23 protein-coding genes and 1 other RNA gene are annotated in these 23,398 nt (G+C 39.5%); 8 read left to right on the forward strand and 16 right to left on the reverse strand.

Annotated features, from left to right (window positions below):
• Positions 1-211 precede the first annotated feature (211 nt).
• The 7 genes from fabF to ssrA form a co-directional block, all read right to left on the reverse strand.
• Positions 212-1,450 carry a beta-ketoacyl-ACP synthase II gene (gene fabF, locus AACZ73_RS19205; protein WP_339880389.1) on the reverse strand — a complete coding sequence of 413 codons (1,239 nt, stop codon included), beginning with the start codon at positions 1,448-1,450 and terminating at the stop codon, positions 212-214.
• A gap of 42 nt (positions 1,451-1,492) precedes the next feature.
• Positions 1,493-1,900, reverse strand: coding sequence for a PaaI family thioesterase (locus AACZ73_RS19210; protein ID WP_339880390.1), 408 nt, complete (start codon positions 1,898-1,900; stop codon positions 1,493-1,495).
• Positions 1,881-2,612, reverse strand: a complete 732-nt coding sequence (locus tag AACZ73_RS19215) for a hypothetical protein (protein ID WP_339880391.1) — start codon at positions 2,610-2,612, stop codon at positions 1,881-1,883. Before AACZ73_RS19215 ends, AACZ73_RS19210 begins: the two co-directional genes overlap by 20 nt.
• A gap of 21 nt (positions 2,613-2,633) precedes the next feature.
• Positions 2,634-2,849: a DUF2798 domain-containing protein gene (locus tag AACZ73_RS19220; protein WP_339880392.1), complete on the reverse strand. Its 216-nt coding sequence runs from the start codon at positions 2,847-2,849 to the stop codon at positions 2,634-2,636.
• Positions 2,850-2,871: 22 nt separating this feature from the next.
• Positions 2,872-3,633 carry an SDR family NAD(P)-dependent oxidoreductase gene (locus tag AACZ73_RS19225; RefSeq protein ID WP_339880394.1) on the reverse strand — a complete coding sequence of 254 codons (762 nt, stop codon included), beginning with the start codon at positions 3,631-3,633 and terminating at the stop codon, positions 2,872-2,874.
• A 62-nt stretch (positions 3,634-3,695) separates the two neighbouring features.
• Positions 3,696-4,295, reverse strand: coding sequence for a TetR/AcrR family transcriptional regulator (locus tag AACZ73_RS19230; RefSeq protein ID WP_339880396.1), 600 nt, complete (start codon positions 4,293-4,295; stop codon positions 3,696-3,698).
• Positions 4,296-4,550: 255 nt separating this feature from the next.
• Positions 4,551-4,953: a transfer-messenger RNA gene (gene ssrA / locus AACZ73_RS19235) on the reverse strand.
• A gap of 182 nt (positions 4,954-5,135) precedes the next feature.
• Between ssrA and AACZ73_RS19240 the strand changes: the two genes are divergently transcribed.
• Both AACZ73_RS19240 and AACZ73_RS19245 read left to right on the forward strand, forming a co-directional pair.
• Entirely contained in the window at positions 5,136-6,281 is a 1,146-nt protein-coding gene (locus AACZ73_RS19240; protein WP_339880398.1) for a DNA polymerase III subunit gamma/tau, read from the forward strand.
• Between the two features lie 71 nt (positions 6,282-6,352).
• Positions 6,353-6,856 carry a hypothetical protein gene (locus tag AACZ73_RS19245; RefSeq protein WP_339880400.1) on the forward strand — a complete coding sequence of 168 codons (504 nt, stop codon included), beginning with the start codon at positions 6,353-6,355 and terminating at the stop codon, positions 6,854-6,856.
• Here the strand turns inward: AACZ73_RS19245 and AACZ73_RS19250 are convergent.
• The 4 genes from AACZ73_RS19250 to AACZ73_RS19265 form a co-directional block, all read right to left on the reverse strand.
• On the reverse strand, positions 6,853-7,782 hold the full coding sequence (locus AACZ73_RS19250; protein ID WP_339880402.1) for a DUF3078 domain-containing protein: 930 nt from the start codon (positions 7,780-7,782) through the stop codon (positions 6,853-6,855). The two genes, AACZ73_RS19245 and AACZ73_RS19250, sit on opposite strands and share 4 nt — an antisense overlap.
• Positions 7,783-7,863: 81 nt before the next feature.
• A complete protein-coding gene (locus tag AACZ73_RS19255) occupies positions 7,864-9,444 on the reverse strand; it encodes a LysM peptidoglycan-binding domain-containing protein (RefSeq protein ID WP_339880403.1) in 1,581 nt (526 codons plus the stop codon).
• A 63-nt stretch (positions 9,445-9,507) separates the two neighbouring features.
• A complete protein-coding gene (locus tag AACZ73_RS19260; RefSeq protein WP_339880404.1) occupies positions 9,508-10,155 on the reverse strand; it encodes an O-methyltransferase in 648 nt (215 codons plus the stop codon).
• A 2-nt stretch (positions 10,156-10,157) separates the two neighbouring features.
• Entirely contained in the window at positions 10,158-11,387 is a 1,230-nt protein-coding gene (locus AACZ73_RS19265; RefSeq protein WP_339880406.1) for a pitrilysin family protein, read from the reverse strand.
• A 120-nt stretch (positions 11,388-11,507) separates the two neighbouring features.
• On the opposite strand from AACZ73_RS19265, the gene AACZ73_RS19270 reads away from it, so the two are divergent.
• Positions 11,508-12,800, forward strand: a complete 1,293-nt coding sequence (locus AACZ73_RS19270; protein WP_339880408.1) for an aminopeptidase P family protein — start codon at positions 11,508-11,510, stop codon at positions 12,798-12,800.
• A 74-nt stretch (positions 12,801-12,874) separates the two neighbouring features.
• On the opposite strand, the gene AACZ73_RS19275 is transcribed toward AACZ73_RS19270, so the two are convergent.
• A complete protein-coding gene (locus tag AACZ73_RS19275; RefSeq protein WP_339880410.1) occupies positions 12,875-13,252 on the reverse strand; it encodes a hypothetical protein in 378 nt (125 codons plus the stop codon).
• On the reverse strand, positions 13,249-14,655 hold the full coding sequence (gene rlmD, locus AACZ73_RS19280; protein WP_339880411.1) for a 23S rRNA (uracil(1939)-C(5))-methyltransferase RlmD: 1,407 nt from the start codon (positions 14,653-14,655) through the stop codon (positions 13,249-13,251). The genes AACZ73_RS19275 and rlmD overlap by 4 nt, the downstream gene beginning before the upstream one ends.
• 253 nt (positions 14,656-14,908) lie before the next feature.
• Here rlmD and AACZ73_RS19285 point away from each other — a divergent pair, with 253 nt between their 5' ends.
• The 5 genes from AACZ73_RS19285 (at position 14,909) to AACZ73_RS19305 (ending at position 21,388) form a co-directional block, all read left to right on the forward strand.
• Positions 14,909-15,730: an SDR family oxidoreductase gene (locus AACZ73_RS19285; RefSeq protein WP_339880413.1), complete on the forward strand. Its 822-nt coding sequence runs from the start codon at positions 14,909-14,911 to the stop codon at positions 15,728-15,730.
• Positions 15,731-19,615 (forward strand): AAA domain-containing protein, encoded by a 3,885-nt coding sequence (locus tag AACZ73_RS19290; RefSeq protein WP_339880415.1) that lies wholly within the window; start codon positions 15,731-15,733, stop codon positions 19,613-19,615.
• A 143-nt stretch (positions 19,616-19,758) separates the two neighbouring features.
• Positions 19,759-20,094: a helix-turn-helix transcriptional regulator gene (locus AACZ73_RS19295; RefSeq protein WP_339880417.1), complete on the forward strand. Its 336-nt coding sequence runs from the start codon at positions 19,759-19,761 to the stop codon at positions 20,092-20,094.
• Complete coding sequence (locus AACZ73_RS19300; RefSeq protein WP_339880419.1) at positions 20,088-20,648, forward strand: HipA N-terminal domain-containing protein; 561 nt, start codon at positions 20,088-20,090, stop codon at positions 20,646-20,648. The genes AACZ73_RS19295 and AACZ73_RS19300 overlap by 7 nt, the downstream gene beginning before the upstream one ends.
• Positions 20,648-21,388 carry a HipA domain-containing protein gene (locus AACZ73_RS19305; protein WP_339880466.1) on the forward strand — a complete coding sequence of 247 codons (741 nt, stop codon included), beginning with the start codon at positions 20,648-20,650 and terminating at the stop codon, positions 21,386-21,388. The genes AACZ73_RS19300 and AACZ73_RS19305 overlap by 1 nt, the downstream gene beginning before the upstream one ends.
• Positions 21,389-21,397: 9 nt before the next feature.
• On the opposite strand, the gene AACZ73_RS19310 is transcribed toward AACZ73_RS19305, so the two are convergent.
• From AACZ73_RS19310 to AACZ73_RS19320, 3 genes are all read right to left on the reverse strand, one after another.
• Complete coding sequence (locus AACZ73_RS19310) at positions 21,398-21,562, reverse strand: hypothetical protein (RefSeq protein WP_339880421.1); 165 nt, start codon at positions 21,560-21,562, stop codon at positions 21,398-21,400.
• A gap of 112 nt (positions 21,563-21,674) precedes the next feature.
• A complete protein-coding gene (locus AACZ73_RS19315; RefSeq protein WP_339880423.1) occupies positions 21,675-22,559 on the reverse strand; it encodes a DUF72 domain-containing protein in 885 nt (294 codons plus the stop codon).
• Positions 22,560-22,584: 25 nt separating this feature from the next.
• Entirely contained in the window at positions 22,585-23,355 is a 771-nt protein-coding gene (locus AACZ73_RS19320) for a YdcF family protein (protein ID WP_339880425.1), read from the reverse strand.
• Between the last annotated feature and the right edge of the window lie 43 nt (positions 23,356-23,398).

Genomic DNA, 23,398 nt, shown 5'->3' on the forward strand with positions numbered 1-23,398 from the left:
AATGTAAGAGTAATCCTTAATGTAATAAATATTATTACAATTAAATTTTGTAGATTTTTGATTCGGTACTGGAGCGGTTTTCTGGATGAATTTACTCAGCTCTTTATGACAGAACAGTTGAATTTTGTATGTTCTAAAAGTTTATAAAAGGTAAAGAGGAAGAGTAATAATTATCAGAAAGGAAGTGGCTTCTTTCAATAGATTTAAGGGATTATACTTTCCGAAATACTACTGTAGAATTATGCCCGCCAAAGCCGAAAGCATTGCTCATTGCAGTTTTTACATTTTTCTCTAAAGGCTCATTCATCACAATGTGTATATTTTTGGGGATATCAGGATCCAGATTTTCAATATTAATGGTAGGTGGGATAATATTGTCATTGATTGTTTTTATTACCAAAATGGCTTCTATAGCTCCGGCGGCACCTAGTAAATGTCCAGTCATGGATTTGGAAGAACTCACCCACAACTTATCTGATCCCTTAAACGTCTTGTCCACGGCTTTTAATTCCGCTATATCACCTACTGGCGTAGATGTAGCATGCAGATTCAAATAATCCAGTTCTGTAATATCAATGTCGGCTTCCTTCAAAGCCAGTTGCATTGCTTTGGTAGCTCCCCAACCTTCAGGATGAGGTGAGGTCATATGGTAGGCATCGGAGGTCATGGCAGCTCCAGCCAGCTCAGCATATATGTGAGCTCCACGCTTTTTTGCATGTTCGTATTCTTCCAAAATCAGTGCACCGGCCCCTTCACCCATCACGAATCCATCACGATCTTTATCAAATGGCCGGCTTGCAGTTAGCGGGTCCTCGTTTCTCGATGACATCGCTTTCATAGCGGAAAATCCTCCGATAGATGCTTTAGTAATAGGGGCTTCAGATCCCCCTGTCACAAATACCTTGGCTTTTCCCAATCGGATATAATTGAACGCATCCATGATGGATGTATTGGAAGTGGCACAGGCAGAAACTGCCGTGTAGTTAATTCCTTGCAGTCCAAACTTCATCGATATCATACCAGATGCCATATTCACAATTAGTCTGGGGATAAAGAAAGGACTAAAGCGGGGCGTGTGGTTTCCAGTAACATAATTTTCCACCTCATTTTCAAAGCTTTCCATCCCGCCTTGTCCCACTCCCCAAATAACACCGATATCGAAAGGATCCAAGCTCCCTATATCTAATCCTGAATCTTCCAAAGCCTGAGAAGCACTGTACAAAGCATACTGCGTGAATAAATCACTGCGCTTTATTTCATTTCGATCTAAGTATTTTTGGGGTTCAAACTCCTTAATTTCTGCTGCAATTTGGGTCCTGAATTTTGTCGCATCAAAACGGGTGATAATACCCGTGGCGCTTTTCCCTTCAAGGCTGTTCTTCCAAAATGTAGGTACATCTATTCCTAAAGGATTGATAGTGCCTAAGCCTGTTACTACTACTCGTTTCATTAAGATTTTTTTACTTCGGTTTTGAATAAATTGGAATAACCCTTAGCAATCAGCCTGGTCTGAATTCCAGATCTCGCATTCAGCATTGATAAACTGCTTTCCTTTTTTGAGAACTTTTGTTTTCGCCACGATGGTTTCTCCCAACTTGGCGGTGGAGAAATAGTCAATTACATTATTGATGGTCGTATAGAAGTAGCGTTCATTCAGAGAGAACATAGTTGCTCCTAAAATATCATCCGCAATTGCCGCAGTAACGCCACCATGCAGATTCCCTATTGGATTTAACCATTCTGCCCGGATCAGATATTCAAATTCCATGGCACCTAATTCCACGCTTTTAACCACGGGCTTCAGCCAACGCATAAATGGAGAAGGTGAATCTGTAAATTCTTTTCCAATCAGGTTTTGTAAATGCTCTAGTGGGGTCATATCACTTTTCAAGGTTGTCATTTAATCCGTTCTTGATCAATTGCCTAATGGAAACTAAATGTCCGAATAGCACCATAGGAACAACAAATGTGGGAAGCCAACTGAATGGGAAGTTCAAAATGGCAGTGTTGGGTTGTTCAAAGGCGAATTGCTGAAATGGAAAAGGTGCTGAAAGCAAAGCATTGATCACAATATTTGCCAAAAGCCCCAAGCATATGAAATTCCATATCAACAAAGTTTGTCGGCCCAACTTCTTCTTTTCAAACACAAAATAAGCCATGAAAGGAGCTGTAATTCCTGCGAGGATGTCAAAATTCCTGCCTTCAAAAGTCATTAGTTCCGGTACCATCCCAGTTAGAAAAAGCCAGTATAAGAGAATTTCTACAGGAATTCTGACAGTATGTAAATAAGTTAGATTTTTGAGGGGCAAGCTATCAATGAAGCTTCTTCCTTTTGAGGATGTAAATAACAGGGTGATTGTCAAAATTGGCGGCAGTATGCCCAGCACCATGATTTTTGGTGGAAATGACATTAATTCACTCGTGTAGAATTCTTTTAGAGTGAAGATAGCCTGCAAGAGCAGCCAACCCGTCAAAGCTAAAATGAGGATCGGCCCTTTTTTTCTTGTCAGTTCAGACCTGGATTTTCTAACGGTCCAAAAAAACAGAAACATGGTGGCTATTGTAGTCAGCCCAAACGTGAGCATGATATAATTGGGCGAACTTTGTGTCATGAGGTTATTTTCAGTTTCTATTTATTTTTCAGGAAGGAGAATGCGCACCAATTTTTCAACAAAAGGAGAAATTATGAGGATGGCAGGAATCACTATCAAATAGGCTACTCCCCAGGATTTTATCCAAATACCTAGGTAAATAAAAGGCCAACCCAGATTAATGGCTATCAGGGTGAAGGAAATGATTCCTGTCGTCACTATCCCCATAATTAATGCAAACGCAATTTTTTGTTTCATTGAATTTACCTTCACTCTAAAATTAAGAATGAATATCCTGAACCCTGGACTTATTCATATAATTGAAAGCTTCTTCAGGTGAAGAAAGAAACAGCTGATATAAATCTTCTGTATTTCCCACCCGGATTTCATATACACTGTCTTCCAATCCTGCTATAAATTGTTCTGCCACTACTGTAGGTGAAATTCCATTTTTTCCACCAATTGGAGCAGAAAATTCAGTGTCTACCAATGGAGGCATCAATTCATAAACTTCAACTTTACTGTCTTTTTCCAACGCCAAACGAAGGGATTGTGTGTAGGAATGAAGTGCAGCTTTGCTGGTAGAATAAGTGGCCAAAAAACCAGGGACAAATGCAACCACAGAAGAGACATTGACTATGGCTGCGGATTCTTGCTTTTTCAACAAGGGTAAAAGTTTTTCATTCAATCGTATTACTGAAAGGTAATTAGTCAGCATTTCGTCTTCTGCTTTTGCAAAGGCATTGCTATCAGTATCGGCCAAGTCGTATAGCAATGCCCGTCCTGCATTATTAATCACCATGTTTAGGCTAGGGTAGTCGGACTTTAGTTTATCCACCAACTTGTCTACATCTTCTGAAATACTTACATCTGAGACAATTGTGGTTACATTGTGCAGTTTAGCCGCAGCTTGTTGAAGACGCTCAGAGTTTCTTCCTGTGATGATGACCGTATTATCTTTTTCAGACAATAATTTTGCGATTTCGAATCCGATTCCAGCACTTCCTCCAGTGATTAAAACCGTGTTGTTTGTTGTTTTCATGTGTATGAGATTAATTAAAATTAAAATAAAATACCAATCGGTATATTTTAGGTTAAATTTTTTTACTTTACTATTTCATCATTAATAATTTTGAGCACTCTATCTAAAGCTTGATTAAGATAGTCCTGTTTCTCAAAGGTTTTAGCCAATAGGATACCTCCTTCTATCAGCATGAGAAACAATGAGGCGTATGCTGCACTACTAATACTAATATTCTCTTTGAATTCCTTTTGTTGGATACCAAATTCAATTATTCTAGTAATCCGTTCTGTAAGTCCTTTAAATGAATGTAATACCTCTGTTTTCATAAAAGGCAGTGCATCATCCATCTCTGTAGCAGAATTAAGTAGCGGGCATCCCCCTTTTTCTAACATTGAATCCCAGTTGTTTCTATAAAAATCAGTGAAAGCAACAAGTTGATTATATGCACTTTTTTCAGATCCAATTGCCGAACTCATTTTCACTGCCAAGCGACCTGAATTGTACCTAAACACCTCAATTGCTACCTCTTCCTTGTTTTTGAAATTGCCATAGATGCTTCCTTTTGTCAAACCGGTGGCAGAAGTAATATCTGTCATAGAAGTACCTGCATAACCACTTTTGTTAAAAAGGTTTGAAGTTTTCTCTATAATGAATTGACGAGTAAGATCTGCTTTTGACATGTTTTTAGAAAGACATTTATCGAATAGATAGGCAAGATAGGCATTTAATATACCAAACGGTATATTTTGAGTTAAAGTTTCAACATTGGGAAAATAACTTATCGAAAAATGCTCTTTGAATAATTCCTTAATAAAATTGAACGTCCCAAAAAGGATAATTATAAAACTTGACGGGTGATCCTTTGGGGTTAATGATTAATGGACTATTATCAAAAAATAAAGGCACAAATCCTTCAAATTTGGATTTGTGCCGTCAGGTGGAGCTGGCGAGATTCGAACTCGCGTCCAGATAAGGAAACAACGTACCGTCTACATGCTTAGTTACCGGTTGGTTTTTCGATCGAAATATGCTGGGTAACACACCTAGTTCCGACTTAGCTACTGAATCTTAGGCTTGCATAATAGCATCACAAGCAGCAGTCCGATCAAGTCGACACCTCACATCCACCCGGATCAGACAACGGGCGGTGAGATGTGGCCGGGGAATTACTCTCGTAACTCAACCCTTCAAGTGATCTATCCGATAAAGGTTAGATTAGGCAGCCATAGCGTAAGATTCTTCGCCATTTATAGTGCGTATGAATTTTTCAAGGCCGTACATACTCCAGCCTGCATGCGAGCCCGATCTTTACACTTACTGTCAAAACCGGTCAGCCCCATTTAAATAGGATGACAAAAGTAATACAATTTTGGTTCCGTCAATGAATAGTTTTCGAGCAGCTGAAAAACATGTAAGAATTTAAATTTTCATGGGTTTGTAAATCAAAGTATTAGCGGAAATTGTCTGAAAATGGAGGTTTTTGGGCTTCCCGAGTATAGAGTTTTTTATATCTTGCGGTGATGGAAAATTTCGTCGTTTCGGCAAGAAAATACAGACCGGCAGATTTTAAAAGCGTAGTTGGGCAGCAGCATATTACCACCACGCTTCAAAATGCTATCAAAAACAATCATCTAGCTCAGGCTTTTTTGTTTTGTGGTCCACGTGGGGTGGGGAAGACTACCTGTGCCCGCATCCTTGCCAAGACAATTAACTGTGAAGATCTTCAGGCTGATTTTGAAGCCTGCGGCAAATGTGAGTCTTGCGTTTCTTTCCAAAACAACAGTTCTTTCAATATCTACGAACTCGATGCTGCCTCGAACAACTCCGTAGATGATATCCGAAATCTGGTAGATCAAGTACGCTATGCTCCGCAAAAAGGACAGTATAAAGTGTACATCATTGATGAGGTGCACATGCTTTCCAATCAGGCTTTTAACGCCTTTTTGAAGACGTTAGAAGAGCCTCCGAAATATGCCATTTTTATATTGGCGACTACGGAAAAACATAAAATCATCCCCACTATCCTTTCCAGATGTCAGATTTTTGATTTCAATAGAATTCAGATTAAAGACATCGCCGGACATCTCCAATACATTGCTGAGAAGGAAAAAGTGGATTATGAAGAAGAAGCTCTTCGATTGATCGCAACAAAAGCTGATGGTGCTTTACGGGACGCACTTTCCATGTTTGATTTGATTGTGACCTATTCCGCAGGGAAGAAAGTGACTTATCATGAGACTATAGGCAATCTACATATTCTCGATTACGATTATTATTTCAAAGTTCTGGATGCTTTGGTCGGTGAAGATCTTTCCAAAGTTCTACTGATTTTTGATGAAATCCTTAAAAAAGGTTTTGACGGACACAACTTTATCGTCGGTCTTTGCGAGCACTTAAGAGACTTATTAGTAGCTAAAGATCCCGCAACAGTGGAATTGATTGAGGTTTCTGAATCAGCCAAAGAGCGCTACTTGCAGCAGACAGAAGCGGCTTCTGCTTCCTTTTTGCTTTCCGCTCTGAACATCGCGAATCAATGCGATATTCATTACAAGACATCTAAGAACCAGCGTTTACATGTGGAGTTGGCTTTGATGAAAATGGCAAAACTTCCTCAGGCTTTTCGCTTATCGATGATGGCTGTTGAAGACGCAAAAAAAAAAGCCTGACAGACTCAGTACCTGAGCCACTGAAAGAACCCATTCCTCTTCCTACCTCGTCCTTTACTGCCAAACCTAGTTTGTTACAGAAGACTATTTCTATTCCAAAAAATCTTCAGCATACCAAACAACTAGCTGAGCAAAAGGCAAAGGAAGAGCTTCACCAGGTGAGATCTCAGGTAAGCGAGGAAGTAATTGAGGTGAAAGTAGAAGGAAGAGACCTAAATCAAGAAATCCTGGATGACATGTTCAGCCAGGTAAAAGATCACTTTCAGAAACTTGGTAAAAGCATGGAACTGGCCATACTTGGGCAAGCTATGAAGATGAAGGGCGATGCTGTAGTTCTCGATGTGATGGGGCATGTGCAAGAGGAACTTGCATTAAAAATGAAACCCGAATTAGTCAGAATTATAAGGGAGATTGGGAATGTTAATCATTTCAAAGTAGAAATTGAGCTAAAGGAAGAGCTGGAATCCGAAAGAAATAAGCTCTATACGAGTACAGATAAATTCAATTTTTTAAAGGAAAAGCATGCTGCTTTGGGAGAGTTTCAGCGCAGGTTTGGCTTGGAAACTGACTTCTAAAAATCCAGAGATATCCCAAAGTTAATCAGGTTTTGAAGCTGCACAGCTTGCTTGGATGTGCCATCATCTTGCTTTATGAAAACCTCCTCATCGTAGATTAGTACAGTTTCTATACGGGTAGATATAAACTTATTTACTTGCATTCTGATCATGGAGTTAAAGTTGACTACCATATTTCCAAATACCTCGTAGTTAGAGAAAAGGTTGATGTCAGATTTCCAGGTGACGTTTTGCATTAGCTTTATATCTGTTACTGAGGCTGCAATGGACACCCCCGCTTCAGCACGTACATTCTCTCCCGGCTCCACACCAAATGCTCCGGCCGTACTCAGAGAGTCGTTCAGCACAATTGTAAATCTACCTGTGAATGGAGATAGGATTACGGATATTTTACTTTTGTCCTCATAAGTTTTACGATAATTAAGACCAGTGGAAGACTGAATGTAGCCAGGTGATAAGAGGTCAGATATTTTGGACCTGGAAACTACGTCATTTGCAGTGGTGTATTTATAGCCAGCCAGCAGTTGGGTTCTTGCATCCACCTGAGTAGAGAGATAAAAAAACTCCGAAAGTTCCCTACCATAATTACTAACGAACGTAAAATTGTCATTAGTCTTTCTGGTCTTATAGGATCTGTCGTCCTGCCTATTGAAGCCCATGCTGACTGTCATCTGAGTATCCCAGACCTTATTGTCTTTTTTATAGTTGGCATATAGGGTGAGACCCGAATTCAGTGCGAATGTACTGGCTCCACCAGCTGCCCAGTTGGACAAAGTAACCTGCTGGATATTTAAATTATAGTTTCCTCCAGTTTTCCAAAAGATCTCTTTTACCGGCTCTTCTATCAAAAGTGAATCACCCAACATCAGTAAAGTATCACCGTTGATCAGGACTGTATCAGGTATGTACTGCCTGTCCTGAGCCATAAGAGAGTGGCTAAAGCATAGTGTGAATAATCCAAAAATGAGGAAATACTTTAACATTTAAAAAGCGTGGGGGATTGCAGATCAGGGGCGAAAGATAACCAATTTCTGCCCAATGGATATGATGTTTTGAGTTCCGATATTATTCCAGTCTTTCAATTGGTTGATAGTCACGCCATATTTTTTACTGATAGCATATAACGTCTCGCCACTGGAAACGGTATGCGTAACTCTGGATGAAGAAGCTCCCGAACTATTTTGAGTGGATGTGACTGGAGCTGGTTGAGTAACAGTTGAAGTCTGGGAAGAGGAGACTACCTGCCTCGTCGGAGCAGGTGTAGTTAAGTTCACTCTAGGTATTTCATCTCCACGCTTTCTATGCTCTTGTAAATTCAAGACCATTCCTGCTTTTAACTCATTGTCTTTTCTTATTCTGTTTTTGGATTTTAGCGCAGACAGCTTAATTCCATATTTCTGGGAAATACTCCAAAGCGTTTCACCTGGCCTTACGATGTGTGTGGCAACTTGTGCACTTGCATTCTTTTTCTCTGTGTAGTAATATTTACCAGCTTCAATCCGCTCTCCTTTATCCAAATCATTTAGCCTTCTGAATTTGTTTTCTTTGATACCAACACGGTCAGAAAAAGTACGCTGTGTAGTGGATTGCGCAGCCTGAACTCCATTTAAGTTGTTAACTGTAATTTGATCAGGAAGTGAGGCCTTAGTTGTATTTCCTCCAATTCTAGGATAAGAATTAGCCTGAGTGTAGCTGGGTGATGAAGTGGCAGAGCCTGAATTTTGGGTGCTAGGACGAGACTCGGTGATAATTGCCGGCTGCACAGGCAGAGAACCGTCTTTTACATAAATAACCGTATATATTCTATCTCCAGGGATTCTACCATTATTGGCCCAAAGATTGTAATCTTTTAAATGCTGTTCTGATACGCCATATTTTTTGGCTAGAGCACTAAGCGTAGTCGGCCCTTGAACACGCTCTTCTACCAAATAATGTCCACTGCCTGCGAGTGTGAAATTTGAGCTTCCAAATGCAATTTTGTGAGCCAAAAACTTCTTGAAATACCAATGTGTATTTCTATCTACATCCACTACTTGCTTTCCATTATATTGAGTGCCAAAATAAGCTTTTGCTCCGCCCAAACCCATTTGATAGGAGACTAAAGCACACATCCAGTTGTCAAAGGAATTATTCTGCTTTTTTAGATAAAGTGCAGCGCCTTTGGTCGAGGATACAATGTTTTTTCTATCATCTACTTGGTTATCTACTCTAAGAAAGACTTCTTCAGCCGTACCTTGCTTGAACTGCCAAAAGCCAACCGCATTTGAAGTGGATACTGCATTTCCTATTAAGCCACTTTCCTGGATTGCCAGGTATTTCAAGTCCACGGGAACTCCTGAATTTCTAAGCTCCCTCTCGATGATAGGCATGTAAAGATTCACACGATCTTGCTTTACTTTGAAATAAGAAGGATTTCGGTATTGAGCATCCACATCAAGCTGAATTTCTCTTCTAGCTTGGGGATTTATTCTTACGATTAGATCAGCAAACTCTAATTCAGCGGGAACTTGTGGTATTTGAGCCAGTAGGTGATGGCTGGTAAAAAGTGTTAGGATGAAAAAGAGGTAGGTTGTACTGTTGATTTTCATTCGAAAAGGGCTTTCATCGTAGTTTCAGGCTCATTTTAGCAAAAATGGTTCCCCTTTTGTTATCTACTGGATTTTTCTTGCCATCATCACTCCATCCCGGATTGGAAGTAAGATATTTTCAACGCGTGGATCGTTTTGAATCATGGCATTGAAGTCCAGAATTGCCTGAGTATCCTTGTCAATTTTCTGGCCTTTTTCTACTAATATTTTGCCTGACCAAAGTACATTATCTGCGAGGATAATTCCTCCAGAATTCATCTTGTCAATGATCAAATCGTAATACTTTCTATAATTGATTTTATCAGCATCAATAAACACCATGTCGAAAGGTCCTGGAAGTGTCGGGATGATTTCCAGTGCATTTCCTAGTCGGTAATCGATTTGACTAGTCAATCCGCTTTCTTCAAAAAATCCTCGAACCATCGTTTCAAGCTCATCATTGATGTCAATGGTAATCAATTTGCCACCAGTCCTTAATCCTCTCGCCATACAAATACCTGAATAGCCAGTATAGGTGCCGATTTCAAGAATGGCTTTGGGGTTTTGCATTTTGGTGAAAAGCTCCAGCATTTTCCCCTGCAAATGACCAGATATCATCCTTGGCATCATGATTTTTGCCTGTGTCTGACGAGTGATTTTCATCAGTAAATCGTCTTCTTTCGAAGTATGGTCTTCACAGTAAGTTAAAAGTGATGGATCGATAAATTCCATGATTATTGAGGAGTATAAGTTAGGAAAGTAAGCATATCAGGATTGAAAATATCTTGAGCGATATCCTGAATTTCTGTTGCAGTGGTGTTTTTGATCTGAGTGAAAATTTTGTCCAATGGATCTACTTTTCCATGATCGAGAAGACTTTTACCGTACACGAGCATCAATGCAGAGTAATTTTCTTCGGCCATCGCCATTTGACCAATAGCCTGCTCTTTAGCCATATGAAGCTGTAGCGTTCCCAGCTTTACGTTCGATAATTTGCTCATTTCTTTAAGCACTAGTGACCGGGCTTTTTTTAGCGTTTTTCCTTCTGTACCAAAATAGATCCCAAAGAAGCCAACATCCGAAAATGGATGATAGTTGGATTCAATGCTATAGACATAGCCATGTTTTTCTCGCAGCATCAGATTAAGCCGGCTATTCATGCTAGGTCCTCCAAGTATGTTATTTAAGAGATAAAGTTTAAATCGATTTGGATCATAAAGAGAAAAAGCTGGACGGCCGATAGCGCAAAGTGATTGACTCACGTCCCGCTCTTGAGACTTTACTTTGGGAGAATAATTATTGAAACTACTCCTCACATAGAGGCTTCTTTTGGTTTGAATTTGAGAAAGAGGGCCTTCTATTCCTTGCAGGACTTTTTTGAATGAAATATTTCCAACAACCGAAAATATCAGTCTGGAAGTATCTAAGCGAGTGGAAATAAAATCAAAGAAATCCTGTTGTGTGAAGCTTCCTACCGTCTGTTCTGTTCCAAGAATATTTCTTCCCAACGCATGATTTTCAAAAACCAGTTCGTCCAACTCGTCCTGTATAGCGTCATCTGGGGAATCGCGATACATGGCCATCTCTTCCAGAATAACCTGACGCTCTTTTTCGATCTGTTTTTCCGGGAAAGTACTGTTGAAAGTAATGTCGAAAAGTAACTCTGAAGCTTTACCGTAATGCTCTTTTAGAATAGAGGCATAAAAGCAAACTTTCTCTTTTGTTGTATAGGCATTGAGTTCTCCACCGAGAGATTCCAGTCTGTTAAGGATATGAAAGGTTTTTCGCTTTTTGGTTCCTTTAAAGGCCATATGCTCCCAAAAATGAGCTAAGCCCTCTTGCTCTTTGCTTTCGTCTCTACTTCCGATATCTAATATAAATCCACAGTGAACTAGTCTGGTATGGGTAACTTCCTGATGAACAATACGAATGCCGTTACCTAGTTCTTTAATGTTTAATTCCATGCTTTAATTTACCCTCTCGGTAATATACAAAGTAAAGCAGGAAAATGGTTCCAGCTGAATTTCAAACCTGATTTTCGCTTGAGAATTTGTAACTTTCCACCTTAGAAGCAGAAAAAAATTATGAAATATCAACCCCTTTCCAGTTCTCTATATATTAAAAATCGTGAGAAATTTTGCTACAAGCTTGCTGAAAGCAGTGTCGCGATTTTTAATTCTAATGACATCATGCCAACCAACGCTGACGGAACGATGCGCTTTCGTCAGAATAACGATTTGTTTTACTTAACTGGAATTGACCAAGAAGAGACCATTCTTCTAGTTGCTCCCGATTGTCCAAACCCTAACATGCGTGAAGTGCTTTTCCTGCGCGAAACAAATGAGCACATCGCTATTTGGGAAGGTCACAAATATACAAAGGAGGAAGCCGAAGCAACTTCGGGAATTAAGAATATTCAGTGGTTAAGTAATTTCGATCAGGTCTTTAACACTGTAATGGCGCTTTGCGCTAACATTTACTTAAATACCAATGAGCATTTACGCGCTGGTGTCGTAGTAGAAACGCAAGATGCACGATTCATCAAAAAGTGCAGGGAGAGATTTCCACTTCACACCTATCACCGTTCTGCGCCGATCATGCATAAGCTACGTGGTGTGAAAGAAAAGGAAGAAATAGACCAGCTACAGATTGCTTGTGACATTACGGAGAAAGGCTTTAGAAGAATCCTTCCTTTTGTAAAACCGGGAGTTACAGAATATGAGATCGAAGCGGAATATTTACATGAATTTGTGAGAAACCGAAGCAATGGTTTTGCCTACCAGCCTATCATCGCTTCAGGAGATTCAGCTTGCGTACTTCATTACATAGAAAATCACAAAGAGTGTCTTGCAGGTGAATTGCTGCTTATGGACGTCGGCGCTGAATACGGTAATTACAATGCCGATATGACGCGTACTATTCCAGTAAGCGGGAGATTTACAGAGCGACAACGAGCAGTTTATGACGCTGTTTTGAGAGTGCAGAAAGAGGCTTCTAATATTTTGAGAATTGGTACAAACATTCAGGATTACCACAAGGAAGTAGGTCTTATCATGCAAAGTGAATTGGTAGGCTTGGGTCTGATTGATCAAACTGACATTAAAAATCAAGATCCAGCTTGGCCTGCTTACAAAAAGTACTTTATGCATGGTACTTCCCATCATTTGGGACTGGATGTGCATGATGTAGGGACGATGCATGGACCAATAAAACCAGGAATGGTATTTACAGTAGAACCAGGAATCTATATTCAGGAAGAAGGCTTGGGCATCAGATTGGAAAATAACATCGTGATTGAGGAAGAGAAAGGTTATTTCGACTTGATGCGCAATATTCCAATAGAAGCTGAGGAAATCGAAGATTTGATGAATAGTTAATTGGATTTTTACACCAAAACAAAAAAGCTTTACCCAGTTAATAGGTAAAGCTTTTTTGTTGTTAAAATCTGGAATTAATCATTCGGATATGGGATGTATACAAAACTTGTAAAAGCTCCATCCATCACAAACAAGCAGCAGAATTCGTCTGGGTCCTTGTAGGCTTTTTCAAAATCAGGAAGTGATTCTTCCGCAATTAGTTTGCGCTGGACAAATTCATCGACATAGGTCATGAAGTAATTCCAATCAAGATCTTTTTCTTCTTTTCCAACAAAGATTTTGCCTATAGGCTGCATCTCTTTGGAGATAGGGAAAATCGGGTAATCGGAGAATTTTCGAGTTCTGATCTGGTAGGAAGCCTCTTTCAATGCATCAGAGATTTTGACAAAATCAGCGGTGATGGTTCCTAGGTATTTTCCACTTAATTCTGGATCGTTGAAATCTGAAATCATGATTTTAGAGTTAAGAGTACGACATTTTCTACATGGTAAGTCTGTGGAAACATGTCCACTGGCTGTACCTTTTCTACTTTATATTTTTCATCTAAAAGAGCTACGTCTCTAGCCTGCGTGGCAGGATTACAAGAGACATAAACGATCTTGGGAGCATTCAATCTTAAAAGCATCTGTACAACTTTTTCATCCATTCCTGCTCTTGGAGGATCAGTGATGATCAAGTCAGGTGCGGCATGATTAGCAATGAATTCATCATTTAGCATGTCTTTCATATCTCCGGCATAGAACAGCGTATTGTCCAATCCGTTAATTTGAGAGTTGAGCTTTGCATCTTCAATTGCAGCTGCTACATACTCAATACCGATTACCTGCTTAGCTTGCTTGGCAACGAAATTGGCGATAGTGCCAGTTCCTGTGTAAAGATCATATACTACTTCATCACCTTTTAAGTCTGCGAAATCGCGGGCGACTTTGTACAGTTCATACGCCTGCTCGGAGTTTGTCTGGTAAAAAGATTTCGGTCCAATTCGGAATTTCAATCCTTCCATTTCCTCCTCAATAAATGCTTCACCTGCAAAAGTGACCAATTCCAAATCATGAAAAGTCTCATTTCCTTTGGTATTGATCACATAAAGAAGTGAGGTGATTTCAGGGAATTTCTCATGCAAGAACTCCATCACTTTTTGAATTCCTTCAGGATCTTCCTCACCAAACTGCACGATGACCATAAATTGGTCTGTGCTCGTGGTTCGGATGATAAGATTACGAAGTAGTCCAACTTGATTTCTAATGTCGTAGAAACTTAAATTATTATCTAAGGCAAAAGCTCTCAACTCATTTCTGACATCATTGGAAATGCTTCCCTGAAGGTAACAATGATCCACATCAATGATTTTATCAAACATCTTTGGGATATGGAAGCCGAGTGCATTCCTATCAAAATCTTCTCCCGATTGGATTTGCTCAATAGTTAGCCACTTTTTATTTGAAAAAGTGAAATCTAGCTTATTTCTATAATATCGAGTGTTTTCAGAACCCAAAGTTGGCAGTACTTCAGGCATCTCCACTTTGGCTATACGCTGAAATTGGTCCAATACCTGCTGACGCTTATAGGTTTTCTGTAAGTCATAATTAATGTGTTGCCACTTGCAGCCGCCGCAAGTGCCAAAGTGCGAGCAGAAAGGCTCAATTCTTTCTTTGGAAAATTCATGGAATTTTACTGGCTCGCCTTCCATAAAAGAGCTTTTCCCTTTGGTGATTCTTACATCTACCACATCTCCAGGTGCAACGCCAGTTACAAAAACCACTTTTTCTTCATGATGTCCCAAGCATTTTCCCTCCGAAGCAATACGCTCGATAAGTAGGTTGGTAATCACTTTATTTTTCATTTTTCGCGACATGGGCGCAAAATTAGGGAAATTTGCCCGTAATAGTGAGCCCTAGATCCAACTTGAAATCTATATCGTTGTTAATTATAACCGTGGCTTAAAAAAATATTTCCTTCGAAAACTTAAAAATCGAAATATTGGTTAAAACTTGTTCGGTTAGGAATTACTGTTTGGTTGAACTTTTAATATAAATCAATCCTAGAGGTTTTTTCGATACTCGAACTTGAAATTTAAAAATTACAAATTCAGTATCTTTGCACGATCGATGAAAGAAGATAGTCTTAAAGATAAAGTAGTTATAATAACGGGTGCCACATCTGGCATTGGGGAATCTTGCGCATTAGCCTTCGGAAAAGTTGGGGCTAAAATTGTTATAACGGGCAGAAATCAGGACAAGCTGAATGACTCAAAGGCGAAATTGGAAGGAGAGGGAATAACTGTATTAGCGATTTTAGCTGATGCAGGAGTGATAGCTGATAATAAGCGAATGGCGGAAACCGTTTTATCCGAATTTGGAAAAATAGATATCCTGATAAACAATGCGGGTATTTCTATGCGTGCACTTTTCGAACATGTTGATTTCGAAGTGTTTCATAAAGTGATGGAAACCAACTTTTGGGGTACTATCTATGCAACCAAGTTTTGTTTGCCTTCCATAATCGAGAATAAAGGAACCGTCATTGGCATTTCCTCAATCAACGGATTTCGTGGTACGCCAGCTCGGACTGCCTATACAGCAAGTAAGTACGCAATGAATGGTTTTTTTGAATCTCTTAGAACAGAAGTGATGAAAAAGGGAGTTCATGTTTTAGTGGCTTGCCCAGGATTCACTGCGTCCAATATTCGGAAAAATGCACTCACAGCCCATGGTACTGCGCAAGGAGAATCGCCTAGGGACGAATCGAAAATGATGAGCTCGGATGAAGTTGCCGAAGAGATATTGAATGCTACACTGAAAAGGAAGCGTGATTTGACGCTTACTACCCAAGGAAAGCTGTTGAAATTCCTTAATAAGTGGATGCCGGGCAGGTTGGATCATATTGTGTATAATCAATTGAAAAAGGAAAAAGACTCACCTTTTCATTAAATGCCTGAGTCAATCTTTCAGACTTACCGAAACCGTCTTGTTGACCTTTCCTCCAAAAACAGGTCGCTTTATTTATCCAAGTCAGAAGGTTTTGGAGTTGTAGATCTGAAGGAATTAGATTTTTTAAATGGCGAAAATAGCTTTGAAATTATTAGGAAGTCTATTTCATCTAAGAAACCCATCACATTAATTTCTGAATTTGATCCCCGTATCGCGGGTGTAAATACGCTTTCGAAAGCATTATCCAGACTTTCCTTTCGTGATCAATTGACACAAGAAGAGACTGGTGAACAATCACTTTTTCTTGGTTGGCCATTTGTCGAAGGGAAGCTTATTAATGGGCAGGTTTTGCGTGCGCCATTACTGCTTTTGGGAGTAAAGTTGCAACTTGAAAATGGGCAATGGTTTCTTTCAAAAACTGACGGTTGGCAATGGAATCCTGCATTTCTTTTGGCGTATAGCCATGCATATGGAAAAGCATTAGAGGCGGATTCATTGAATCAAGAATTGCAGGAATTGTCGGCAGATACAACTGAGTTCCGAACTCGGTTTTCAAAGATTCTTAATGATCATTTCTCGATTCAACTGAGTTCATCGCTGTTTGAAGACCAGTTGGCTCCATTTCCAGTTTCCCAACTTAGTCTGGATTCTAATCAATTTCAGGATGGAAGGATTGCCTTGAAAAGCTATGCTTTGTTAGGGTTATTTGCTCAAAAAGGAAGTTTTCTTTTCACTGATTACGAAAAGCTGGAGAAGGAATTTGGCGAGTTAAGTCTGGAAGAGTTATTTACTCAGTTTTTTGCAAACGATGAAAATCAGCCAATTCCCAGAGAAGACCAGCTTTTCCCTGTTTTTCCACTTGATGCTTCTCAGGAAAATGTTTTAGTGAAAGTTCGACAAGGCAAAAGTCTTGTTGTAGAAGGTCCGCCTGGTACGGGCAAGTCTCAATTGATTGCAAATCTGGTTTCAGACTATTGCTCCCGAGGGAAAAAAGTATTGGTGGTCTCCCAAAAAAGAGCTGCGTTGGATGTAGTGTTTGAGAGATTATCGAAAGCTGGTTTTGGTGATTTCTTGGGATTGGTGCATGATTTTCGGGCAGATCAGAAAGTCCTCTTTCAGAATATAAAAGCTCAAATTGAATCTATAGAGGCTTATCAGGAGCAAAATCGAGGGATTGATTCAATACAACTTGAGCGTGAAATTTCGCAGTATTCCAAGACGATTTCTAGGCTTTCGGATAAGTTTGAGAGGTTTAGATCTGCACTTTTTGATACCGATGCTGCTGGCATTCCAGTAAAGGCAATGTATTTGAATGCTGATTTGAAAAGGCCATTTTTTGAGCATTCGGAATTAACAAAGTTGGATTATCAGACAGCTCTGGATTTTGAAAAGAATTATAAAATTCACCATTCTTATAAAGTCCAGTTTGCTGGCTCGTTTTGGGAAAACAGAGTTTCTTTTACCCATTTTGAGCCCTCCGTTTTCCCTAGGATCAATCAGGTCCTGAAAGAGATTTCAGGGTTTAGAGAAAAGACTATTCACCTGAACAATGAATTTGACTTTGATAAGCTATCCGAGCTAATAATTTCGGAAGGTGATTTCTGCAAAAAGGTAGAACGGTTAAGTTCTTCCCTTAAGCAACTGGAAAAGCCTGATTTAGGTATTTCAGCTGTTTTCGATCCTGCTATTTTAAAGGACTTGACTACCATTAGAGACTGGAATGATCAGGCTATTAGTAAGTTACAACAGCTTTCATTTGGGATATCGGCAAGCAATGAGACTATTTCTGCTTTAGAAAATGAATTGAATTCGTTACAACCTAAAGCAAATTCATGGCTTGGGAAAATTCAGGTGAACTTGAGTAAAAGTAAGTTTCCACTGACTTTTGATATTCTGAAGAGAGCCGATCTAAGCTTTACTGAAGCATCTGTATCTAATATTCAAACTGAATTAGACATTCTCAAATCCTTGAAAATTGAGCTTTCAAGCCTTCCGATAATTGAAGGTTTGAATAGTAGTGAGCTTTCAATTGAAGGGTTGAAGAATGGGATTGAATTGATAACCCCGATTTTGGATTGGGTGGAATCATGGAAAAGTCAGCCAGAAGTTCATTCAGTGGCAAACTGGAATTCTGATGACTTTATGCAGCTGCTCAAAAAACTAGATGAATTCTCTAAATCGCTTCAGCTCAATTCTACTAGTTGGAGGGCATATTTGAGGGCTGAACAAATTTTGGAAATTCTTAAAAATGACTTTTCTACTGACAAGTTTGAAATCCAGATTAATCAGACATTTTCTGAGTTAGTTGCTTTTGATAGGTTTTTGGAAAGCTCTGACTCAGTTACTCTTGCACTTGCAAAAAAGCTTGAAACTGAATTTGCCGACTTGAATTTAAGTGAGCAGGTTTTGGTGTTTTGGAATTCCTGGTATTTGGCTTGGATAGCTCAATTGGAGGTGAAGAATCCTGTTTTAGCGGATGCTGGAAGTCTAAAAATGGTCCATGAGTTGGCTGAATTGAAGGATTCGATTCTTGAAAAAAGGAAGATCGCTAGGCACATTGCCTTGCTAAGACTTCGAGAACAAGTTACTTCTGACTTGGAGTTTAACCGCTTAGGAAATCGACTGACTTATCGGGATTTGCTTCATCAGGTAAGCAAAAAGCGGCAGCGCTGGCCGATTCGGAAACTGGTGGAAGAAATAGGAAAGGAGGTTTTTCGTTTGTTGCCCTGTTGGTTTGCGAGCCCAGAGACTGTTTCAGCTTTGTTTCCTTTAAATCAGGAGTTTGATTTGGTGATTTTTGATGAGGCTTCTCAGTGCCAAGTTGAGCGAGGTTTGCCTGCTATGCTTCGTGGTAAGCAGGTGGTGATTGCAGGGGATTCCAAACAGCTGAGACCTTCAGATTTTTATCAGGTTAAATGGGAGTCTGACGAAGAAGGGTTGGAATACGAAGCAGAATCTTTACTGGAATTGGCTGGAAATTTCTTCGAAAAGCACCAACTCAAGGGGCATTACCGCTCTTCTGATCCTGCATTGATACATTTTTCCAATAGTCATTTCTACGAAAATCAACTGGAAACCTTACCGGATTATGCAACTTCAATGGCTGGAAAACCTGCTTTCTCTTGGGAAAAGGTGGAGGGAATCTGGGTGAATCAGGTGAATAAGATGGAGGCTGATGCTGTGGTTTTGAAGGTGGAATCAATTGTTGGTTCTTATCCTGAAGATGCTATTGGGATTGTAACGGGAAATTATTTTCAGATGGAATTGATTCGGGAAAAGCTCTGGAAAGCTGGTTTTCAAAATAGTGTAATCAAGGTTCGAAACATTGAAAATGTACAGGGCGATGAGTTTGATCAGGTGATTTTATCCTTAGGCTATGCTCCAAATCCTGAAGGGAAGTTGGTGACAAACTTTGGATTGCTTGGAAAGTCTGGAGCTGAAAATAGATTGAATGTGGCTATCACCCGCGCTAGGAAAAAAATGCATGTTATTTCGAGTATTGATTCAGCTGATTTTCGTCCTAGTCAACTTAAAAATGCAGGTTTAGTCTTACTGCGGGAGTTTTTGGCTTTTGCTCGTGCTCAGGGTGAAAATGCTTCAATTTCTGCTTCTGAGCCGATTTCAAAGGGTTATGAAATTGATTGGAGCTTGAAAAATAGACTTCTGAAGAGTGGTAATTCTTATTCAGCTGATGTTCTCTCAGTAGTAATGGATTTGATTTCAGGTGATTCAAATGGAGATAAGATAGCCATACTTACAGATGATCAACGGTTTTTTAATGCCTCCACGGCTAAAGCCGCTTTGGCTTACCACCCGATTCTTCTTGCCCAAAAAGGGTGGAATTACGATTGGAAGTGGAGTAGAAATTTGTTTTTTAATCAATAAATCGTAAAATTGAGTTATAAGTCATTCGTTAAGTCATTTTTTTCTATTTAATGAATGATTTATCATTTGATTTTAATTTAATTTTTGTATTATAAATCACTCATTAAGTCATATATTTGTAGATAATGAATGATATTTAAGTCATGGATTATAACCAAATAAGCGATTTAGCAATTTTGAAAAAGCTAGGAGATTTTGTCAAGCATCATCGTATGGAGCAAAACAAGTCTCAGGATCAGTTGGCTACCGAAGCTGGTGTGAGTAGATCCACACTGAGTCTCTTGGAGCGTGGTGAAAAGGTGAATTTGATCACATTGATTCAGGTACTCAGAGTCCTTAATCAATTGCAATGGCTAGAGTCATTTGAAATAAAGCCTGTAATAAGTCCAATGACTTACATCAAGCTTCAAAAGAAGCATGAGCGTCAACGTGTCAGGAATAGTGGTATGGCGGCAGAAGACCCACCTTTAGAGTGGTAGTAGCGGCCGAAATATGGATTTGGGATAAGCTTGCCGGTGCTATCCTCTGGGATGAATCTGAGCAAATGGGAAGTTTTGAGTTTGACCAAAATTTCCTTTCCTCGGGTTTGGATATTTCTCCAATCAAAATGCCATTGAGTCAAGGAAATAGGATTTACCAATTCCCTGAAAACAGAAAATCCCGAGGCGATGTTTTTGACACATTTAAAGGGTTGCCAGGTTTGCCTGCAGATATGTTACCTGACAAATACGGAAATCAACTGATCAACGCTTGGCTAATTCAAAACGACAGAGCGATCGATAGTCTGAATCCTGTCGAACAACTATGTTTTATTGGAAAGCGAGGAGTGGGAGCATTGGAAATCAAACCTTCTTTTCGGTCTGAGTCTATGAAAGCAAGCTCTTTGGAAATTGACAGCTTGGTTAATATTGCGGGAAAAATCCTTAACTCCAGAGCTGATTTTCAATCAAATTTGACAAGTGAGGAGCAATCTGCTCTTCTGATATTCTCAAAATTGGTACTTCAGCAGGTGGAGCGCGTGCTAAGGCAGTAATAGCATTCAATACAAAAACAGGCGAAGTAAAAAGTGGCCAAGTGAAAGCTCCAACTGGATTTTCTTACTGGATCATCAAATTTGATGGAGTTCATGATTCTCAATTTGGTGCTACTGTGGGTTTTGGGAGAGTAGAAATGGCTTATTATTTAATGGCTAAGGCAGCTGGCATTGAAATGAGTGAATGCAGGTTGCTGGAGGAGAATGGGCGTGCACACTTTATGACGAAGAGATTTGACAGAATGGATAATGGTCAGAAAATCCATATGCAGAGCTTATGTGGCATCCATCATTTTGACTTCAATCAAGTTGGTTTTTACAGTTATGAGCAGGTTTTTGAAACTATGCGAATGCTACGGCTTTCTTACCCCGAGGCGGAGCAGATGTTTACTCGAATGGTGTTTAATGTCTTGGCGAGAAATTGTGATGATCATACCAAGAATTTTGCCTTCCTGATGGATCAAAGTGGGAAATGGTCACTGTCACCTGCCTATGATATTTGCTATGCATATCGCCCTGGAAGTCTCTGGGTAAGTTCACAGTCCTTGACTGTAAACGGTAAAAGGGAAGGGATCGATGAAGCTGATTTTCTGGAAGTAGCTAGAAAGATGAATATTAAAAAGCCTGAGGAAAAGATAGCTCAGGTAAAATCAGTTGTAAATAAATGGAATGAATTTGCGGATGAAGTCGGAGTTGATTCTGCACTAAGGGATGGTATAAAAGCCACACTTTTGGTGTGATGCGAGCGGCTACAGATATCGGCAGTACAAATGCTCTAAACTAGCCATCCATCTCGCCAGCTGTACTTCGTGTACCAAGTAACTGCCTTCGTCTTTGATAACCAGTTCTAATTTTTCCAAAGCTTTCAAAGCCGTACTCACTGTGCTCGCTGCACCCAGATTGTGTTTTTGCATAAAGTCATTGCTAAGTAGGTTTTGCAGTGGTTCCTCTTTAGCAATTGCCCGAAAGACATTTCATTGAGCTTGTGTCAGCATATTTTGAAAATTGGCAAAAATCGCATTCTGATTAAAATCCTAGGGGATTGTCTGGAGAATTAGGGATTTTAAGAGATAGTCCAAGTTCAGCATTTAGAAGTTTGATAAAATGTTCTGCAAGGAGAGGCGATTCCTTCTCGATGTTTTGATGAATGAAAAAGTAAAGTTTACGTAGACCTTGAGATCTCCAGATTTTGATTCTTTCGACCCAATCTTCAAGGCGGGAGTAATCACTTTTGTGGTTGGCTCCCACATACCGAATGAAAGCAGCATCATTCGATAGACGCATATGAAGCATATCCCGCCTAGCTGCTGCGTCCACTATAATATTCGTGATATCATTTTTCTTTAGGATATCGTAATAAGCATCAAAGATTTCTCCATTAAACCAGTCTTCATTTCGAACCTCAATCGCAAGAGGAACACCTTTTGGGAATTCTGAGGCAAAACTTTCAACCCGATCTATAAACTTCGGTTTGAAGTTATCAATCATTTGCAGAAACACCATTCCGAGCTTTTCTTCAAACATACTTACCGAGTCAGCAAAATCTTCGGTCAAATTCTTAACATCATTAAGTCTGCGATAGTGACTTACAGTTTGGGGAATTTTTGGAAAAAACTTGAAGTCCGATGGAGTCTTCTCTTTCCAAGTAACGACTTGATTTTTGTCGGGTGAATTATAAAAAGTAGCATTCAGTTCAATAGAATTAAACTGTCGGGAATAGTAAGCCAACTCATCTTTTGTGCCTCTTGGATAGAAACCTTTAAGATCTGCTTTATTCCATTTGGCACAACCCACATAAACTTCAAATGGATCATCACTTTTGAATTTCTTCAAAATTTCTGCGGTGTCAGGATGATCAGGAGGTAAGGTGAAGTCAATTTTCTCCGGGTGATCTGTTCTACCAAATTTCATAGTCGGTTAGTTTTAGGATTATATCTCAAATATAGCCGACTAGCTTATATACCAAAATTCCAATCCATTCCTTTGACAGTTTGTGCCAGTTTTCGATAGAAGAGGGACTAGGGTATAAAAATGTAGGAAGGTCAAATTTGGTATCATGACTATAATAATCTGTAGGGAATGTTTTTGTTTTTAATCCGACTTTGTCGAAGCAACCTTTAGCTCGATACATGTGAAATGCCGAAGTGATCAAAAGGAATTCCTGCTGAGTATTGATTCCGTTTTTCTCAAAAAAATCTTTAGTAAAAGAAGCGTTCTGCGCAGTGTTTTGTGCTAGATCTTCTATCATTACGTCCTCAGATGGAACTCCTGCCATGATAAGAAATCGCTTTAAAAGCTCAGCTTCCGATTGAGGATTGACAGGATTGAATCCTTGTCCTCCAGTGATCAATATTTTTTTGATTTTCCCCATTCTATAAAGTTGGAGCGCATGAGTGATCCGATCTGCACCTTTGTTGAAGAAAGTGCGGTCATAGGCAGTTTTACTTAAGTTTGTCACGCCGGTTAAAACAATCCCAATTTCATGATTTTTAATCTCAGAAAACTCTTTGAAATCAGGTTCCCAAGCCAGCATCACCTGATTTGATATAAACTGGTTGGAGAAAAACCAGAGTAAAATCAAACCAATCCAAAGACATCTTTGCCCCCACTTTCGCTTGATGTAGATTAGTCCAACAACCCATAAAACAGAGATAATTGTTAGTGGCATAGCCAGAAAACTCAGAAATTGGGAGAGGTAGAAAAACATGAAATTGTAAGGATTTGGAGCAAAGAAAGGAGGGAAATGATCA

Source organism: uncultured Algoriphagus sp., assembly GCF_963974835.1.
Taxonomy (GTDB): domain Bacteria; phylum Bacteroidota; class Bacteroidia; order Cytophagales; family Cyclobacteriaceae; genus Algoriphagus.

Excerpts from the sequence above, each read along its gene's own strand:
- AACZ73_RS19285 (WP_339880413.1), top strand. The coding sequence starts at position 14,909 with ATGAAAGAAGATAGTCTTAAAGATAAAGTAGTTATAATAACGGGTGCC.
- AACZ73_RS19275 (WP_339880410.1), bottom strand. The coding sequence starts at position 13,252 with ATGATTTCAGATTTCAACGATCCAGAATTAAGTGGAAAATACCTAGGA.
- AACZ73_RS19320 (WP_339880425.1), bottom strand. The coding sequence starts at position 23,355 with ATGTTTTTCTACCTCTCCCAATTTCTGAGTTTTCTGGCTATGCCACTA.
- AACZ73_RS19225 (WP_339880394.1), bottom strand. The coding sequence starts at position 3,633 with ATGAAAACAACAAACAACACGGTTTTAATCACTGGAGGAAGTGCTGGA.
- AACZ73_RS19270 (WP_339880408.1), top strand. The coding sequence starts at position 11,508 with ATGAAATATCAACCCCTTTCCAGTTCTCTATATATTAAAAATCGTGAG.
- AACZ73_RS19260 (WP_339880404.1), bottom strand. The coding sequence starts at position 10,155 with ATGGAATTTATCGATCCATCACTTTTAACTTACTGTGAAGACCATACT.
- AACZ73_RS19215 (WP_339880391.1), bottom strand. The coding sequence starts at position 2,612 with ATGACACAAAGTTCGCCCAATTATATCATGCTCACGTTTGGGCTGACT.
- AACZ73_RS19230 (WP_339880396.1), bottom strand. The coding sequence starts at position 4,295 with ATGTCAAAAGCAGATCTTACTCGTCAATTCATTATAGAGAAAACTTCA.
- AACZ73_RS19310 (WP_339880421.1), bottom strand. The coding sequence starts at position 21,562 with ATGCAAAAACACAATCTGGGTGCAGCGAGCACAGTGAGTACGGCTTTG.
- AACZ73_RS19265 (WP_339880406.1), bottom strand. The coding sequence starts at position 11,387 with ATGGAATTAAACATTAAAGAACTAGGTAACGGCATTCGTATTGTTCAT.
- rlmD (WP_339880411.1), bottom strand. The coding sequence starts at position 14,655 with ATGTCGCGAAAAATGAAAAATAAAGTGATTACCAACCTACTTATCGAG.
- AACZ73_RS19255 (WP_339880403.1), bottom strand. The coding sequence starts at position 9,444 with ATGAAAATCAACAGTACAACCTACCTCTTTTTCATCCTAACACTTTTT.
- AACZ73_RS19315 (WP_339880423.1), bottom strand. The coding sequence starts at position 22,559 with ATGAAATTTGGTAGAACAGATCACCCGGAGAAAATTGACTTCACCTTA.
- AACZ73_RS19295 (WP_339880417.1), top strand. The coding sequence starts at position 19,759 with ATGGATTATAACCAAATAAGCGATTTAGCAATTTTGAAAAAGCTAGGA.
- AACZ73_RS19220 (WP_339880392.1), bottom strand. The coding sequence starts at position 2,849 with ATGAAACAAAAAATTGCGTTTGCATTAATTATGGGGATAGTGACGACA.
- AACZ73_RS19290 (WP_339880415.1), top strand. The coding sequence starts at position 15,731 with ATGCCTGAGTCAATCTTTCAGACTTACCGAAACCGTCTTGTTGACCTT.
- AACZ73_RS19250 (WP_339880402.1), bottom strand. The coding sequence starts at position 7,782 with ATGGCTCAGGACAGGCAGTACATACCTGATACAGTCCTGATCAACGGT.
- AACZ73_RS19210 (WP_339880390.1), bottom strand. The coding sequence starts at position 1,900 with ATGACAACCTTGAAAAGTGATATGACCCCACTAGAGCATTTACAAAAC.
- AACZ73_RS19240 (WP_339880398.1), top strand. The coding sequence starts at position 5,136 with ATGGAAAATTTCGTCGTTTCGGCAAGAAAATACAGACCGGCAGATTTT.
- fabF (WP_339880389.1), bottom strand. The coding sequence starts at position 1,450 with ATGAAACGAGTAGTAGTAACAGGCTTAGGCACTATCAATCCTTTAGGA.